Source organism: Salinarimonas rosea DSM 21201, assembly GCF_000429045.1.
Taxonomy (GTDB): Bacteria; Pseudomonadota; Alphaproteobacteria; order Rhizobiales; family Beijerinckiaceae; genus Salinarimonas; species Salinarimonas rosea.
In genome coordinates this window covers 82173-96541 of record NZ_AUBC01000010.1, presented here as the reverse complement: position 1 = coordinate 96541, position 14369 = coordinate 82173, and the positions used below count along the sequence as shown (strand labels likewise).

Below are 14369 nucleotides of genomic sequence, written 5' to 3'. Positions count from 1 at the left end.
GTCAGGGACGACGGGCGACGTGGATGACGAAGTCCGTGGAGAAGATGTCGAAGACGGCCTTGAAGTCGCCGAAGGTCTCGACCTCGACGAAGCCGGCGTCGGCCAGGAGCGTCCGGATCTCGTCCTTCAGGACGGGATAGACCTCGAGCGTGTAGGTCTCGCGATCGGCGAATTCGTAGCGGAAGCGGCAGAGGCTCTCGTCGGCGTGGTCGACGCTCACCTTGGCGCCGGTACCGCAATAGTAGTAGTTGCCGCTCGACTTGTAGCGCTGCGCGCGGATGGCGTCGAAGTTGCGGTGGTCGAGCATCAGGAGCCCGCCCGGCGCGATCCGCCGCGAGAACTCGCCGAGCACGTGCCGGCGGTCGGCTTCCGCGAACAGGTGCGGGAAGGAGCTGCCGAGGCAGACGACGGCATCGAAGGTGCCGTCGAGCCTCTCGCCGAGGCTGCGCCAGTCGGCGTGGACGGCATCCAGCGCATGCCCGCGCCGCGCGGCGTTGGCGCGGGCCTGATCCAGCATCGCCGCGCTGCCGTCGACGGCGACGACCTCGAACCCGGCCTCGATCAGCGCGACCGCGTGGAAGCCCGTGCCGGCGGCGACGTCGAGCACGCGGCGGGCACCGGCGGCGCGCAGCCGCTCGACGAAGAAGCCCGCCTCGGCGGCCTTGCGCCGGTCCCAGTCGATGAGGGCGTCCCACTTGTCGACGAAGCGGGGGACGTACTGCTCGGCGAAGTGCTCCCGCGCAGGGCGCGCGGCGGCCCCGGGCGACGCGAGGATGGAGGTATCGGCCATGGCGGCTCTCCTGTCGGCTGGCGAAGCGGGGCGGGCTCAGGCGTATTGCGCGGCGAAGGCGCGGTACCTGGAGCCGAGTTCCTCGGCCCAGCCGGGCGCGTCGGCGAGCGCCATGCGGCGGCACTCGTAGCCGAGCATGGACTTCATGATCGCCATCTCGGGCTCGGTGAACACGACAGTGCCGTCGTCCTCGATCGCCTCGATGCCGTCGGCGCGCTGGCAATCCTCGTTGATGCGGATCGCGTCCTCGCGGGTCAGGCTCTCGTCGAGATCGAGCACGGCGCCGTCGCGGTAGAGGCGAACCGGGTAGCCGCCGGGCAGGCCGGCGGGGCCCGGGGCGTGGGCGAGGCCGCCGCTGTCGGTCGCCATCGCCTCGATGACGCGCACCGCGGAGGACGCGGTCAGCAGCTGGCCGGCGACGCCGCCCAGACGCTTGAGGCGCCCGTCGAGCTGGGCGAAGACGGCCGCGTGGTCGAGCTCGCCGTCGAGCCTCTGCCCGCCCACGCGCGCGGTGAGGTGGTAGGCGCCGCGGCCGGCCTCGCCGAAACGCGGCACGTAGTGGCTGAAATAGTGCTGCGCGACCAGGCGCAGCTCGACGTCCGCGACGTCCTTGCCCATCAGGTGCGCGGTGGCGTAGCTCAGCGCCGGCACGATGTTGGCGACGTTGCCGATGCCGATGGTCGGCGCGAGCCCGACCTTGGCGAGCACGGGGCCGACCGCGTCCGGGAACGCCGCGTTGACGACGCGCGTGTCGATGCCCGAGCGGCGGACGGCCAGCATCAGCTTGTGGTTCAGGACGAGGTGCATCGGCAGCCAGGGCCCGAACTGCGCCTCGTCGAGGGCCTCGAACACCGCCTTCGGCAGCGCCGTGATGACGCGCCAGGACTGCAGCGAGGCGCCCATGAAGACGATGTCCGGGCGCACCTCGGCGAGCGTCTCCGCCGTGGCGTCGACGTCGTCGAGGTCCACGCGCACGGCCTCGATCTCGGGCACGTGGCCGAGGTTGTGCATCGTGAAGCGCACGAGGTTGGCGCGTCGGCGCGCGGTCTCGACGTCGCGCGCGGCGACGACGAGACGGTTCGTGTCCGGGTCGCGGGCGAGCAGAGAGAGGACGTTGCAGGAGAGGTCTCCCATGCCGACGATCATGATCGTGGGCTTGGCGTCCTCGGTGCGGATGCGGCGCATGGTTCGCCTCCTCGGGTGGTGCGGGCGGATGCGGGCGGGCTCGTGGGGATCGTCGTCGTCAGCGCGGGTAGCAGCCGTTGTCGGCCCGCAGGACCGCGCCGGTCATCGACCTCGCGTCGTCGGAGAGCGCATAGGCACAGATGCGCGCCACGTCCTCGGGGAGGATGTCGTAGTCGAGCATCTCCTGGCGCTTGTATTCCTTGTAGCGATACTCGGGGATGCGATCGGCGATCGCCGTGTTCACGATCAGCCCCGGCGAGACGACGTTCACGCGGATGTACGGCGCGAAGTTCATCGCGTTGGACTTGGTGAGGCCGATGACGCCGGCCTTCACGGTGCCGTAGAGCGCGTCCGAGGAGCCGACCTCGCCCGCGACCGAGGCGAGGTTGACGATGGCGCCGCGGCGCTTCTGCGGGAGCAGATGCCCCGCGAAGGCGCGCGAGAGCCACACGGGGCCCTTCACGTTGACGGCGATGACGCGCTCGATGGTCTCGTCGTCGTAGTCCCACACCGGACGGCCGAGATAGAGGCCCGCGTTGTTGACGAGGCCGTCGACCTCCGGGAACTCCGCGAGCGTGCGCTCCATGAAGGCGTCGCAGTCGGCGCGCACGCCGACGTCGCAGGTCGAGACGGCGAGCCGGCGCCCGGCATGGAGGTCGCGCAGGCTGGCGAGCCCGGCCTCGTCGATGTCGCTCGCGATCACGGTCATGCCGCGGTCGAGCAGGAGGCCGACGAGGGCGCGGCCGACGCCGGCGGCCGCCCCGGTGACGATGATTGTCGAGACGCTCATTCTGCGGCCTCCTTCAGCGGGCTGACGCGGTACTGGTCGAGGTGCTCGTAGAAGGGCCTGCAATAGGCGACGTAGTCGCGCAGATGAGGCAGGTCCTCGTAGCTGTAGCGATACTTGCGCGTCGGCTTGCCGATGCCGCGCGAGCCGATCACGTCCGCGTGCCAGCCCTCCCAGGTCGACCACTCCGGCCGCGTTCCGGCGTCCCAGCGCAGCGCCTCGGGAACCAGCGCGATGCCGGTGCGGGCGCAGAAGGTGGCGATCGTGCCCTCCGGGTCCTCGGCGAGATCGGCCGCGTTGACGACGAGCGGCGTCTCGCCGGTGAGCTCGCGCACGAAATCGAAGAGCCGCGCCTGCTGCTCGTAGCCGAGCGTGTCGCGCGTCACGTCGGGATGCACGTTGGCGTGGGAGAGCACCGCCTCCTCCGGATCGCGGATGAGGAAGGTATTCACCTGGCCGAGCAGGTAGTCCGGATCCCCGAGCAGGTGCTCGAGCGCGTGGTAGGGGAAGTCCTTGTGGAACACGGGCCCGTCGAGACGCGCGCGCTCCATCATGTCGCGCACCGCGGCGTAGGTGCGCGGATGGTCCGGGTCCGGGTTCTGGTGGGGGAGCGTCGTGCGCTCCTCGTGGACGAAGTAGACGTAGCTGAAGGCCTCGTGGAAGACCTTGAAGTCGCCGCGCTCCATGAAGGAACGCTCCAGCGCGGTGGACATCGAGCGGGGGTGGCCCCACAGGGCGATGGAGAGATGCATCGGACGGCTCCGTCGAGCGCGGGACGGCGAGGGGCGAGGATCGGCGCGAGGATCGGGGCGCGGCACCGGGCCGCTCATTCGGCGGCGGTGGCGAAGGCCGGCTCCAGGCCGGGCGCGGCCTCGACCTCGGCGGCGTGCCGGGCGACGAAGTCGACGAGCCGGCGCGCGTTGCGCGCCACCTCGGCATAGGTCGTGATGAAGGCGCCGTAGTTGGCGAACTCCTCCGGCGGCATGCCGTCGGGGTCGTAGGCCTTGGCGAAGGAGGGCAGGCGCTCGAGCTTGCGCAGCGTCGCGGCCGGGATCTCGCGGTCGATCGCGCTCGGGTCGAGATCGCCGAGCTCGGCCTCGCGCCGCATCAGGTCCGCGATGAAGCTCGGCTTGCAGGTGTAGGCGATGTCGGCGCCGGCGGTCTCCTCGAGATGCATCGAGAGCGCTCCGGTCTCCGGCGCGTCGGTCTCGAGCGAGGAGAGCAGCATCATCACAGGGTGGCCCTTCTCGACGATGGTGCGCTGGATGCGCTTGAGGATCGCGATCTCCGCGAGGCGGATCTCGCGGGCGTCGAGGGAGACGCCGCGCGCCGCCGCCTCGTCGAGGAGGTCGCCCTGCGAGCCGAAGCGGCCGATCATGTGGGTGATCACCGTGCGCCAGCGCGCCAGGTCGACGCCCTGGCGGCGCGCCTCGGCGAGGCCGGCCTGGACGGCACGGATGCAGGCGCTGAACTGCGGCACGCAGTAGGAGAGCGTGTTGTTGACCGAGATGCCGCGGGCGACGAGCCGGCGGATGGTCTCGTAGCCCTGCCGGGTGCCGGGCACCTTCACCATCAGGTTGGGAGCGATGCGGGCGAGCTGGAGGCCCTGCTCCAGCATGGCGTCGGCGTCGAAGATGCAGCGCGGGTCGAGCTGGCCGGAGACCCAGCCGTAGCGCCCGTTCGAGGCCCGCCAGAGCGGCAGCATCACCTGCGCGGCGCGGCGCAGCGCCTCCTGGTAGATAATCCAGTAGGTCTCGTGCGCGTCGGGTCGCGCCTGGCGCAGGTGGGCCTCGCGCACCTCCGGAGCCCAGGTCTGCGGCGCCTCGATGATGCTCTTGGCGACGAGGGAGGGGTTCGTGGTCACGCCGCGCACCAGCGAGGCCGCCGGCTGCGCCGTGTCGAGGAAGCGTCCGAGCTGCGCGCCCCAGCGCGCGCGGGTCGCGCCGTCGGGCGCCTCGGCGAGGACCCGCTCCTTGAAGGCGGGGTAGACGAGCGGCGAGGAATCCCACCAGATCTCGGCATCGGGGGCGGCGGCTTGCAGCTTCTCGAGAACGGACGACGCGGGCATGGGGAGCACTCCGGTTTCGGGCGTTTCAGACGGCGACCGCGAGGGGACGTGCGGCGGGCGGGACCGGCAGGACGGTGCCGGGCCGCCAGCCGGCGAGCAGATCCGGCAGCTCCGTCATGCAGGAGAAGGGGGAGGCGCCCGCGTCGGCGAGCATGGGCGCCGTGTCGCCCGGGGCGTAGGCGAGCACGGTCATGCCGGCGGCGACGCCGGCCTGGACGCCGACGAGGCTGTCCTCGATCACGATGCAATCGCGCGGGGAGAAGCCCATGTCCTCCGCGGCGTGCAGGAACAGGCCCGGATCGGGCTTCCAGCGCCCCACCTCGTAGGCGCTGTAGATGCGCCCCTCGAAGCGCGGCAGGAGCCCGGTGAGGCCCAGCGTCTGGCGGATCTTCTCGAGCGGCGCGCTCGACGCGGTGCAGAACGGAGCGGCGAGGCGGTCGAGGACCTCCTCGACCCGGGGCACGGCCTCGAGCTCGCGCTCGAAGGCCTCCGCGGCGCGGCGGCGGAAGGCGGGGACGAAACGCTCGGCGAAGCCTCGTCCGGCACGCTCCTCGAGCTCGGCCACCCACGAGGCGACCTTGCGGCCGCGCAGGAAGACGAGCGCCTCGGCCACCTCGAAGGCGAGGCCGAGGTCCGGCGCCATCGCGGCGAGGACGCGCGCGCTGACGATCTCGCTGTCCACGAGCACGCCGTCGCAATCGAAGACGACCAATCCATCCGCCATGGCACACGATCTCCCTGCGGGCGGACGGCCCCTCGGCCGCGCCCTCTCTCGACGGCGATTCGATGCACGGGGGCGTCGGCGCGGACGGTGGCGACCGCCGCACAGAGGCCTCGCCGATGCAGGGGACGGAGCGGTCACACGCCACCGTGGTCACGCCCTGCATGGGCTGGTTGTGTACGTACTTTCATCGACCCCCTTTAACCTGTCAACCCGTTTTTGGGGGTTAATTGCCCGGGGTGTTGCATTTAGGAGGTTAAGATGCCAAAATCCTTGTGAAATCATCGACCTAACGAGGCGTCATCGCATGACCGAGCGATCAGAAGTTGATCAGCGTTTCGAATCCGGGGCCCTCGTGCTGGATTTCGTCAACAGCACGACGGGGCGCAGCCACGGCCGCAGCCGCTGGGAGGACTCGCTGACCGACGTGTTCGCGACCCTCGGCTGGCTCCGCCAGCGGGGCGCCGTGGACGAGATCCGGTTCCGCGCGCTGATGCGCATCGCGGCCTCGGACCAGGCGGCCTCCGACGCGTTCATGGAGGACGCGCGTCGGCTGCGCGCCGCGCTGGAGCGGATCTTCCATGCGGCGATCGCCGGCACCGCGCCGCGGGAGGCGGACCTCGCCCGGCTCACGGCGCACGGGCGGCCGGCGCGGCCTGCGCCCGCGCGGCTCGTCTGGGGTCCGCAGGGTCTCGCGCGCGCCGAGCCGGAGCCGTCCGAGCTCGTGCTCGCGGACGCGCTCGCGCCCGTCGTCGCCTCCGCGGAGGCGCTGCTCACCGCGGATCGGCTCGTGCGCATCAAGACCTGCGGCTCCTCCACCTGCGAGTGGCTGTTCCTCGACACGTCGAAGAACAACTCCCGCCGCTGGTGCCGCATGGACGTGTGCGGCAATCGGGAGAAGGGCCGCCGGCGGCTCCAGCGCGAGCGGGCCGCCTGACGCGGCGAGACGACGCGCCGCCGCGCTCGCCGCCATGATCCGCGATTGCGAGGATGAGGCTTGCCGCCACCTCGTATTCCCTCCTATCGTGCCGACAGCTCGGCCGATGGCGGCTCCCGCCGCGGCACGCGCTCATGCGACCGGGTGAGCCGCGCGTCCCGGCGGACGCGGGAAACGCCCGGCAAGGGGGGACGCCGCGCTTGACGAGGTGCCCATTTCCGGTTCGCCGTCAGGCCCGCGAGACGCCACGTCCCGCGGCGCGCACGCGCGTGCCCGTTCCTCCGCGCACGGCCGGGCCTCGACCCGGGAGCTCCGGAACCACAACGTCCGGGACCAGGACGCACACGACCAAGACGTACACAACAAGGAGAGGAACGCTATGAAGCCGTCTCACCTCGTCTGCACCGCGGCCGCGCTCGCGCTGACGGCCGGCGCCGCCGCGGCGCAGGACCGCTCGAACTGGCCTTCGAGCTTCACGATGGGCACCGCCTCGCAGGGCGGCACCTTCTTCGTCTACGGCTCGGGCGTCGCCAACCTGATCTCGGAGGAGCTGGGCGTGTCCGGCGCGGCCGAGGTCACCGGCGGCCCGATGCAGAACATGGCGCTCGTCCACACCGGCGAGGCGGCCTTCGGCCTCACCACGCTCGGCCCGGCGCGCGAGTCGATCGAGGGCCAGAACCCGATCGCCCCGGGCCTCGCGATGGACAACGCCTGCGCGATGTTCCCGATGTACGAGACGCCGTTCTCGATCACCGCGCTGTCGTCTTCCGGCATCGAGTCGATCTCGGACATCCCGGACGGCGCGCGCATCGGCTTCGGCCCCGCCGGCTCGACCTCGGACACCTACTTCCCGGCGATGCTGGAGGAGCTCGGCGTGAACTTCGAGCGCCGCAACGGCGGCTGGGACGATCTCGGCGGCCAGCTCCAGGACGGGCTGCTCGACGTCATCGCCTTCGCGGCCGGCGTGCCGGTCCCGGCGGTGAGCCAGCTCGAGGTCCAGACCGACGTGAACATCATCGAATTCACCGAGGAGGAGCAGGCGAAGATCGTCGAGGCCTTCCCCGTCGCCGGCTTCGACATCCCGGCCGACACCTACACGACGCTCGAGGAGCCCGCCCGCGCGGTGTCGATGTGGAACTTCGCGATCGCCAATTGCGACCTGCCGGAGGACTTCGTCTACGCCGCCACGGAAGTCGTGATGTCGGACAACGAGCGGATGATGAACATCCACCGCTCCGCCGCGACCACCACGGTGGAGAACTGGGACAAGAACAACGTCCTGCCCTGGCACCCGGGTGCGGCGCGCTGGTTCAACGAGAACGGCGCCTCGATTCCCGACGACATGATCCACGGCGGCTGACCGTCCGTACGCCGGATCCCGGCGAGGAAAGCCGAGACTGCCGCCCGCGCCCCGCGCGCGGGCGGTCCCGACGAGCAGGGGGACGCGCGCGCGAGGCCTCGGGCCCGGCGCCGGATCGGGGACGCGCCATGGTGGACGAGAAGAAGGCGGACGACACCCTCGTCCTGGCCGAGGGCGTCGACGAGGAGCCCATCGAGAGCAATCGCCGCCTGTTCGGGCCGCGGCTCTACCTCGTGGTGGCCGCGCTCGCGGCGATCTACTCGGGCTTCCACCTCGCGGCCCTAAACGGTCTCTCGATCGCGCGCTGGACCGGGATCTCGATCCCGTTCCTGCCGCGGCTGCCGATGGAGACCTGGAACTTCCGCATCGTCCACGTCGCCGGCGCGCTCGGCCTGGGCTTCGTGCTGTTCGCGGGCGCCGCCTTCGCCGGCGAGGGGCGGCGGGAGACCCGCGCGATCGACGCGGTCGGCTGGGTCCTCCTGATCCCCGCGACCTTCGCGTTGGGCGTCGCCCTCTGGTTCGCGACATTGATCTCCGGCGGCGTGATGTGGAACGGGCTCGACGCCACGATCAAGTTCCGGGAGACCTGGCTCTACGGCGCGCCGCTCCTGTTCGCCACGGTGGGCGGCATCGTGCTCTCGTGGTTCCACACCCGCGATCGGGCCCGGATCACCGCGCCCGACCTCGTGCTCGCCGTGTGCGGCTTCGCGGTCGCGGCCTACCTGATCACGATCTACGGCACGCTGATGCGCAACTCGACCGGCACCCCCTTCGCGCCGATCGGGATGTCGCTCGCGGCGGTGGCGGGTACGCTCTTGATCCTCGAGCTGACGCGTCGCGTCGCGGGCATGGCGCTCGTCGTGATCTCCCTCGTCTTCCTCGCCTATGTCTTCGTCGCGCCCTGGCTGCCGGGCTTCCTCGAGGCGCCGCGGGTGACGTGGCAGCGCTTCTTCAGCCAGATCTACACCGACGTCGGCATCCTCGGGCCGACGACCGCGGTGTCGTCGACCTACATCATCCTGTTCATCGTCTTCGCCGCCTTCCTGCAGGCCTCGCGGGTGGGCGAGTACTTCGTCAACTTCGCCTTCGCGCTCGCGGGCCGCGCCCGCGGCGGCCCGGCCAAGGTCGCGGTCTTCGCGTCGGGCCTGATGGGCATGATCAACGGCACGTCGGCAGGCAACGTCGTCGCCACGGGCTCGCTCACGATCCCGCTCATGAAGAAGGTCGGCTACCACAAGAAGACCGCCGGCGCGATCGAGGCCGCGGCATCGACCGGCGGGCAGATCATGCCCCCGATCATGGGTGCCGGCGCCTTCATCATGGCGGAGGTGACGGGCATTCCCTACACCGAGATCGCCTTCGCGGCGATCATCCCCGCGATCCTCTACTTCGCCTCGATCTACTTCATGGTCGACTTCGAGGCGGCGAAGCTCGGCATGCGCGGCATGCGCGACGACGAGCTGCCCAAGCTCCCCGCCATGCTCAAGCGGGTGTTCCTGTTCATCCCGATCGTCATCCTGATCGCGGCGCTCTTCATGGGCTACTCGGTCATCCGCGCCGGCACGCTCGCCACCGCGGCGGCGGCGATGGTCAGCTGGCTCACGCCCTACCGGATGGGCATCCGCTCGATCGTCAAGGCGCTCGAGCTCGCCGGCATCATGTCGATCCAGATCATCGTCGTGTGCGCCTGCGCCGGCATCATCGTCGGCGTGATTTCGCTCACGGGCGTGGGCGCACGCTTCTCCTCGCTGCTGCTCGGCCTGGCCGAGGCCTCGCAGCTCCTCGCCATGGTGTTCGCGATGTTCATCGCGATCCTGCTCGGCATGGGCATGCCGACGACGGCGGCCTATGCGGTCGCAGCGTCGGTCGTCGCGCCGGGCCTCGTCCAGCTCGGCATCCCGCTGCTGACGGCGCACTTCTTCGTGTTCTACTTCGCCGTCGTCTCGGCGATCACGCCCCCCGTGGCGCTCGCCTCCTACGCGGCGGCGGGCATCTCGGGGGCGAACGCGATGGAGACGTCGGTCGCCTCCTTCAAGATCGGCATCGCCGCCTTCATCGTGCCGTTCATGTTCTTCTACAACGGCGCACTGCTGATGGACGGCGGCACGATCGAGATCGTGCGCGCGCTGGCGACGGCGGTGGTCGGCGTGTTCCTGCTCTCCGCCGCGGTGCAGGGCTGGTTCCTGGGCGGGCGGCCGCCCTGGTACATGCGGGTGATGCTCGCGGTCGCGGCGCTCTTCATGATCGAGGGCGGGCTCGTCACGGACGCGATCGGGGTCGGCCTCGCGGCCGCGATCTTCGCCGTCCAGAAGATCCTGCGCCCCCGCGCCGACGGCCCCGCGACGATCCCCGTGCGCGGGGCGGACTGAAGGCTCCGGCCCCGTCGGGCCGGGGACGGCGAGCGGGCGGGATGACGAAGTAGTTCAGCCGGTCGGCGGCGTCGCACGAGATCGGCCTCCTCGGCGCTGCCGACGAGGGCCGCTACGATGTCGTCCGCGATCTGCTCGTGGTCGGGCAGGTCGACCCGACAGCCGTTCTTCTCCAGGAAGACGATGCACGCGACGAACGCCGCCCGCTTGTTTCCCTGCTCGAAGGGATGATTGCGCGCGATCGAAAGGAGGAGCGAGACCCCGAGGTGCAGGAGGTCGCGAACGCCTCCGAGGTGGAAGAGATTCCGCGGTCGCGCGATCGCGCTCTCCAGGAGACCCGGCCGCAGCAGCGCGAAGCTCTCTCCGGTCGCGGCCACTTCCGCCCGTGCTATCGCGATCACCACCTCGGCCGGAAGCCACGCCGGCTCGCGATCATTCGGCAAGGCGTGCCCGGATCTTCGGGTAGCGCTCCATCGCGCGTCTGATCAAGGCGTCGTAGTCGGCGGCCTCCTCCGTCGCCGGCGACCGCTCGCGCGCGTGTTCCGCGCGTGCCGCCGCCTCTTTCTCGGCGGCCCCCGGACGCCCGGTGCGCTCCCCGATCGGCTTCAGGTCGCTACGCCGGCTCATCGCGGGTTTCCTCATATCGTGAAGCTGACACCGCAGCCGCAGCTCGCCTGGGCCTGGGGGTTCTCGATCTTGAAGGATTGCCCGATCAGGTCGTCGACGAAGTCGATCACCGCGCCGTCCATGTACTGCAGCGACATCTCGTCGATCAGCACGCCCGCCCCGTCGCGCTCGACGAGAATGTCGTCCTCCTGGCGGGCGGCGTCCACGTCGAAGGCGTACTGGAAGCCGGAGCAGCCGCCGCCCTGCACGGAGATGCGCAGCATCGAGCCCGCGGGCTCGCCCTTCATGATCTCGGCGATGCGCTCGGCCGCACGCTGCGTCAGCTCGATGCCGGACATGGGTTCCTCGTCCTCGACCTTGCCAAATCGGTTCCCCGGAATGTAAGGCTCGCTCGGTCGGACCGCAACGGGGAGAGGTCATGCGCTCGGGCGGCGAGAGATGGCGCGCTCCCTATGCCTGCGATCCCGCCGCGAGCCGCGGCCGGCAGCACGGCGCGAGCGCCTCGCCGACGCGCTCGGAGTTCCAGCGCGACCGCGACCGCATCATTCACTCCTCCGCCTTCCGGCGGCTCAAGCACAAGACCCAGGTCTTCGTGTTCCACGAGGGCGACCATTTCCGCACGCGGCTGACGCACACGATCGAGGTGTCGCAGATCGCTCGCGCCATCGCCCGCTCGCTGGGGCTCGACGAGGACCTGGCGGAGGCGCTGGCGCTCTCGCACGACCTCGGCCACACGCCCTTCGGACACACCGGCGAGGACGCGCTCGACGACCTGATGGCGGCGCACGGCGGCTTCGACCACAACGCGCAGGCGCTGCGTATCGTCACCCGGCTGGAGCGACGCTACGCCGAGCACGACGGGCTCGACCTCACCTGGGAGACGCTCGAGGGGCTCGTCAAGCACAACGGCCCCCTCGTCGATGCGGACGGACGCCCGCGGGAGCGCTACGCCGCCCACGGCGTGCCGGGCGCGATCCTGGAATTCGACGCCGAGTTCGGCCTCGACCTTTCGACCCACGCGTCCGGCGAGGCGCAGGCGGCGGCGATCGCCGACGACATCGCCTACGACGCGCACGACATCGACGACGGCCTGCGCGCCGGGCTGTTCCGGCTGGAAGACCTGCGCGCCGTTCCGCTGCTCGCCGACCTCCTCGCCGAGGTCGACGCCCGCTATCCCGGCCTCGAGACGCCCCGGCGCATCCACGAGCTCGTGCGCCGCGTGATCACCCGCCTCGTCGAGGACGTGATCCGCGAGAGCGAGGCGCGCCTCGCCGAGGCGGCGCCGGCGTCCGCCGCGGAGATCCGCCGCGCCGGGCGCACGCTGGTGGGCTTCTCGCCGGCGATGGCGGAGGCGGACCGGGCGATCAAGGGCTACCTCTACCCCAACATGTACCGCCACCCGAAGGTGAAGGCCGTGCGCGCCGACGCCGACCGGATCGTGCGCGACCTCTTCGCCCGCTTCACCGCCGAGCCGCAGGCCATGCCCGAGGAATGGCGCGCGGGCCTCGCCGGCGCGGACGCGGGCCGGATCGCCCGGCGCGCGGCCGACTACATCGCCGGCATGACCGACAGCTATGCGCTCGGCGTCCATCGCAGGCTGTTCGGCGCGACGCCGGACCTGAAGCTCGGCTGAGCCGCCGATGCCCCGCCTCCGGCTGATCGCCACCTCGGACCTGCACGCCCACGCCCAGCCCTGGGACTACCTCGGCGATCGCCCCGACCCGCGCCACGGCCTCGTCGCCGCCGGCGCGGCCGTCGCCGCCGCGCGCGCCGAGGCCGAGGCGACGGGCGCGGCGGTGCTCCTCGTCGACAATGGCGACCTGCTGCAGGGCGCGGCGCTCGGCGATCTCGTCGGCATGTCCGGGCTCGCGCCCGGGGAGGCGCATCCGATGATCGCCGCCCTCGCGGCGCTCGGCTGCGACGCGGCGACGCCCGGCAACCACGAGTTCAACTACGGCCTGCCCTTCATGGAGGCCGCCTACGGCGGTGCGCCCTTCCCGGTCGTCGGCGCGAACGTCACGCGCCGGGACGGATCGCCGCTGTTCCCGCCCTTCGTCGTCCTGGAGCGCGCGGTGCCGGACCTCCCGCGGGCCCTGCGCGTCGGGGTCACCGGCGTGCTGCCGCCGCAGATCCTGATGTGGGACAAGGCGCTCCTCGGCGACGCGCTCGTCGTCGAGGACATGGTCGACGCGCTCGCGCGCACGGTGCCGGCGATGCGCGCCGCGGGCGCGGACCTCGTCGTCGTGCTCTGCCATTCGGGCATCGCCGCGGGCCCGCGGGAGGGTGGCGAGGAGAACGCGGCGCTGTTCGTCGCGCAAGCCGTGCCGGGCATCGACGCGATCGTCTGCGGGCACCTGCACCGCGTCTTCCCCGGCGGGCGCGACTTCGCCCGCATCCCCGGCGTCGACGCGGAGCGCGGCCGCCTCGCCGGTGTGCCGGCGGTGATGCCGGGGTTCTACGGCTCGCATCTGGGGATCGTCGACCTCGACCTCGTCGCCGAAGCGGGCGGCGGGGTGCGGGTGGCCGACGCCGCCTGCGAGGCCCGCCCGGTCCCGCCGCTCCCCGATCCGCCGCCCCCGGCCGCCGCCGCCATCCTGCGGCTCACGGCCGACGTCCACGCCCGCACGCTCGCCCACGTCCGCAGGCCCGTCGGCGAGACGACGCGGCCGATCGACACCTACTTCACCGCGCTCGGCGACGACGGCGATCTCGCGCTGCTCTGCACGGCGCAGGCCGCCTTCGTGCGCCGCGCCGTCGCCGGGACGGCGCTCGCCGAGCTGCCGCTGCTCGCGGCAGCGGCGCCCTTCCACGCGGGCGGCCGCAACGGCCCCGGCGGCTACACGGACATCCCTGCGGGACCGCTCGCGATGCGCGACCTCGCCGCGCTCTATCCCTACCCGAACGCGGTGTGCGCCGTACGCGTCACGGGCGCCGAGATCGCGCTCTGGCTCGAGCGCGCGGCCGGCCTGTTCGCGACGATCGACCCGGGGTCGCGCGGGCCGCAGCTCCTCGTCGACCCACGCTTCCCCTCCTACCATTTCGACATGATCCAGGGCCTCGCCTATACGATCGACCCCACGGTGCCCGCGCGCTTCGACCGGGAGGGCGACATCGTCGACCCGGGCGCCACGCGCATCCGCGACCTCGCCTTCGCCGGGCGCCCCGTGCGCGACGACGACGTCTTCCTGCTCGCGACGAACACGTACCGCGCCGGCGGCGGCGGCCGCTTCTGCGGCGGGCGGCTCGAGACCGTCTTCACCTCGACGACACTCGTGCGCGAGGCGCTCCATGCCCATGTCCGGAGCCTGGTCGCGGAGGGCGGCCCGCTGGCGCTCGAGGAGCGGCTTTCCTGGCGCCTCGCGGACCTGCCCGAGAGCGTGGAGGCGCTCTACGCCACGGGGCCCGGCGCGCGGGGCCGCGAGCCCGCGGACCTGCGGCTCGAGGATCGCGGCCTCGACGCCGAGGGCTTTCGCCTCTACCGCCATCGCGGCCGCCGTTGAGGCGCGGGCGCCCGCCTGTGGACGC

At 71.7% G+C, this 14369-nt stretch carries 13 protein-coding genes and 1 pseudogene; 5 read left to right on the top strand and 9 right to left on the bottom strand.

Features of this window, described 5'->3' with window-relative positions:
* Nucleotide 1: 1 nt before the first annotated feature.
* The 6 genes from G407_RS26500 to G407_RS26490 all read right to left on the bottom strand — a co-directional run bounded on the left by G407_RS26500 (nt 2) and on the right by G407_RS26490 (nt 5554).
* Entirely contained in the window at nt 2–790 is a 789-nt protein-coding gene (locus tag G407_RS26500) for a class I SAM-dependent methyltransferase (RefSeq protein WP_043539265.1), read from the bottom strand.
* Nucleotides 791–826: 36 nt separating this feature from the next.
* Entirely contained in the window at nt 827–1975 is a 1149-nt protein-coding gene (locus G407_RS0108230; RefSeq protein ID WP_052341104.1) for a hypothetical protein, read from the bottom strand.
* Nucleotides 1976–2033: 58 nt separating this feature from the next.
* The gene (locus G407_RS31645; protein ID WP_029030426.1) at nt 2034–2765 is read right to left on the bottom strand and encodes an SDR family NAD(P)-dependent oxidoreductase; all 732 of its coding nucleotides are present in this window, start codon (nt 2763–2765) and stop codon (nt 2034–2036) included.
* The gene (locus G407_RS31640; protein WP_029030425.1) at nt 2762–3514 is read right to left on the bottom strand and encodes a sulfotransferase-like domain-containing protein; all 753 of its coding nucleotides are present in this window, start codon (nt 3512–3514) and stop codon (nt 2762–2764) included. The genes G407_RS31645 and G407_RS31640 overlap by 4 nt, the downstream gene beginning before the upstream one ends.
* Before the next feature lie 74 nt (nt 3515–3588).
* A complete protein-coding gene (locus G407_RS30285) occupies nt 3589–4830 on the bottom strand; it encodes a transaldolase family protein (protein WP_052341103.1) in 1242 nt (413 codons plus the stop codon).
* A 25-nt stretch (nt 4831–4855) separates the two neighbouring features.
* A complete protein-coding gene (locus G407_RS26490) occupies nt 4856–5554 on the bottom strand; it encodes an HAD-IA family hydrolase (RefSeq protein ID WP_052341102.1) in 699 nt (232 codons plus the stop codon).
* 304 nt (nt 5555–5858) lie between these two features.
* On the opposite strand from G407_RS26490, the gene G407_RS30985 reads away from it, so the two are divergent.
* From G407_RS30985 to G407_RS0108195, 3 genes are all read left to right on the top strand, one after another.
* On the top strand, nt 5859–6488 hold the full coding sequence (locus G407_RS30985) for a CGNR zinc finger domain-containing protein (RefSeq protein ID WP_169728770.1): 630 nt from the start codon (nt 5859–5861) through the stop codon (nt 6486–6488).
* A 379-nt stretch (nt 6489–6867) separates the two neighbouring features.
* Nucleotides 6868–7848, top strand: coding sequence for a TAXI family TRAP transporter solute-binding subunit (locus G407_RS0108200; protein ID WP_029030424.1), 981 nt, complete (start codon nt 6868–6870; stop codon nt 7846–7848).
* 128 nt (nt 7849–7976) lie between these two features.
* Nucleotides 7977–10217 (top strand): TRAP transporter permease, encoded by a 2241-nt coding sequence (locus G407_RS0108195; protein WP_029030423.1) that lies wholly within the window; start codon nt 7977–7979, stop codon nt 10215–10217.
* Nucleotides 10218–10357: 140 nt separating this feature from the next.
* Here G407_RS0108195 and G407_RS32840 read toward each other — a convergent pair.
* The 3 genes and pseudogenes from G407_RS32840 to erpA all read right to left on the bottom strand — a co-directional run.
* A pseudogene (locus G407_RS32840) lies at nt 10358–10660 on the bottom strand (type II toxin-antitoxin system death-on-curing family toxin); the annotation flags it as partial.
* Complete coding sequence (locus tag G407_RS0108190) at nt 10650–10844, bottom strand: hypothetical protein (RefSeq protein WP_029030422.1); 195 nt, start codon at nt 10842–10844, stop codon at nt 10650–10652. The pseudogene G407_RS32840 and the gene G407_RS0108190, both read right to left, overlap by 11 nt.
* A gap of 11 nt (nt 10845–10855) precedes the next feature.
* Nucleotides 10856–11182: an iron-sulfur cluster insertion protein ErpA gene (erpA, locus tag G407_RS0108185; RefSeq protein ID WP_029030421.1), complete on the bottom strand. Its 327-nt coding sequence runs from the start codon at nt 11180–11182 to the stop codon at nt 10856–10858.
* A gap of 80 nt (nt 11183–11262) precedes the next feature.
* Here erpA and G407_RS0108180 point away from each other — a divergent pair, with 80 nt between their 5' ends.
* Entirely contained in the window at nt 11263–12477 is a 1215-nt protein-coding gene (locus G407_RS0108180; protein WP_029030420.1) for a deoxyguanosinetriphosphate triphosphohydrolase, read from the top strand.
* A 7-nt stretch (nt 12478–12484) separates the two neighbouring features.
* Nucleotides 12485–14344 carry a bifunctional 2',3'-cyclic-nucleotide 2'-phosphodiesterase/3'-nucleotidase gene (locus G407_RS26480; RefSeq protein WP_052341100.1) on the top strand — a complete coding sequence of 620 codons (1860 nt, stop codon included), beginning with the start codon at nt 12485–12487 and terminating at the stop codon, nt 14342–14344.
* Nucleotides 14345–14369: the final 25 nt, after the last annotated feature.

Excerpts from the sequence above, each read along its gene's own strand:
- G407_RS26500 (WP_043539265.1), bottom strand. The coding sequence starts at position 790 with ATGGCCGATACCTCCATCCTCGCGTCGCCCGGGGCCGCCGCGCGCCCT.
- G407_RS0108190 (WP_029030422.1), bottom strand. The coding sequence starts at position 10,844 with ATGAGCCGGCGTAGCGACCTGAAGCCGATCGGGGAGCGCACCGGGCGT.
- erpA (WP_029030421.1), bottom strand. The coding sequence starts at position 11,182 with ATGTCCGGCATCGAGCTGACGCAGCGTGCGGCCGAGCGCATCGCCGAG.
- G407_RS31640 (WP_029030425.1), bottom strand. The coding sequence starts at position 3,514 with ATGCATCTCTCCATCGCCCTGTGGGGCCACCCCCGCTCGATGTCCACC.
- G407_RS0108230 (WP_052341104.1), bottom strand. The coding sequence starts at position 1,975 with ATGCGCCGCATCCGCACCGAGGACGCCAAGCCCACGATCATGATCGTC.
- G407_RS31645 (WP_029030426.1), bottom strand. The coding sequence starts at position 2,765 with ATGAGCGTCTCGACAATCATCGTCACCGGGGCGGCCGCCGGCGTCGGC.
- G407_RS26490 (WP_052341102.1), bottom strand. The coding sequence starts at position 5,554 with ATGGCGGATGGATTGGTCGTCTTCGATTGCGACGGCGTGCTCGTGGAC.
- G407_RS0108180 (WP_029030420.1), top strand. The coding sequence starts at position 11,263 with ATGCGCTCGGGCGGCGAGAGATGGCGCGCTCCCTATGCCTGCGATCCC.
- G407_RS26480 (WP_052341100.1), top strand. The coding sequence starts at position 12,485 with ATGCCCCGCCTCCGGCTGATCGCCACCTCGGACCTGCACGCCCACGCC.
- G407_RS0108200 (WP_029030424.1), top strand. The coding sequence starts at position 6,868 with ATGAAGCCGTCTCACCTCGTCTGCACCGCGGCCGCGCTCGCGCTGACG.
- G407_RS30985 (WP_169728770.1), top strand. The coding sequence starts at position 5,859 with ATGACCGAGCGATCAGAAGTTGATCAGCGTTTCGAATCCGGGGCCCTC.
- G407_RS30285 (WP_052341103.1), bottom strand. The coding sequence starts at position 4,830 with ATGCCCGCGTCGTCCGTTCTCGAGAAGCTGCAAGCCGCCGCCCCCGAT.
- G407_RS0108195 (WP_029030423.1), top strand. The coding sequence starts at position 7,977 with ATGGTGGACGAGAAGAAGGCGGACGACACCCTCGTCCTGGCCGAGGGC.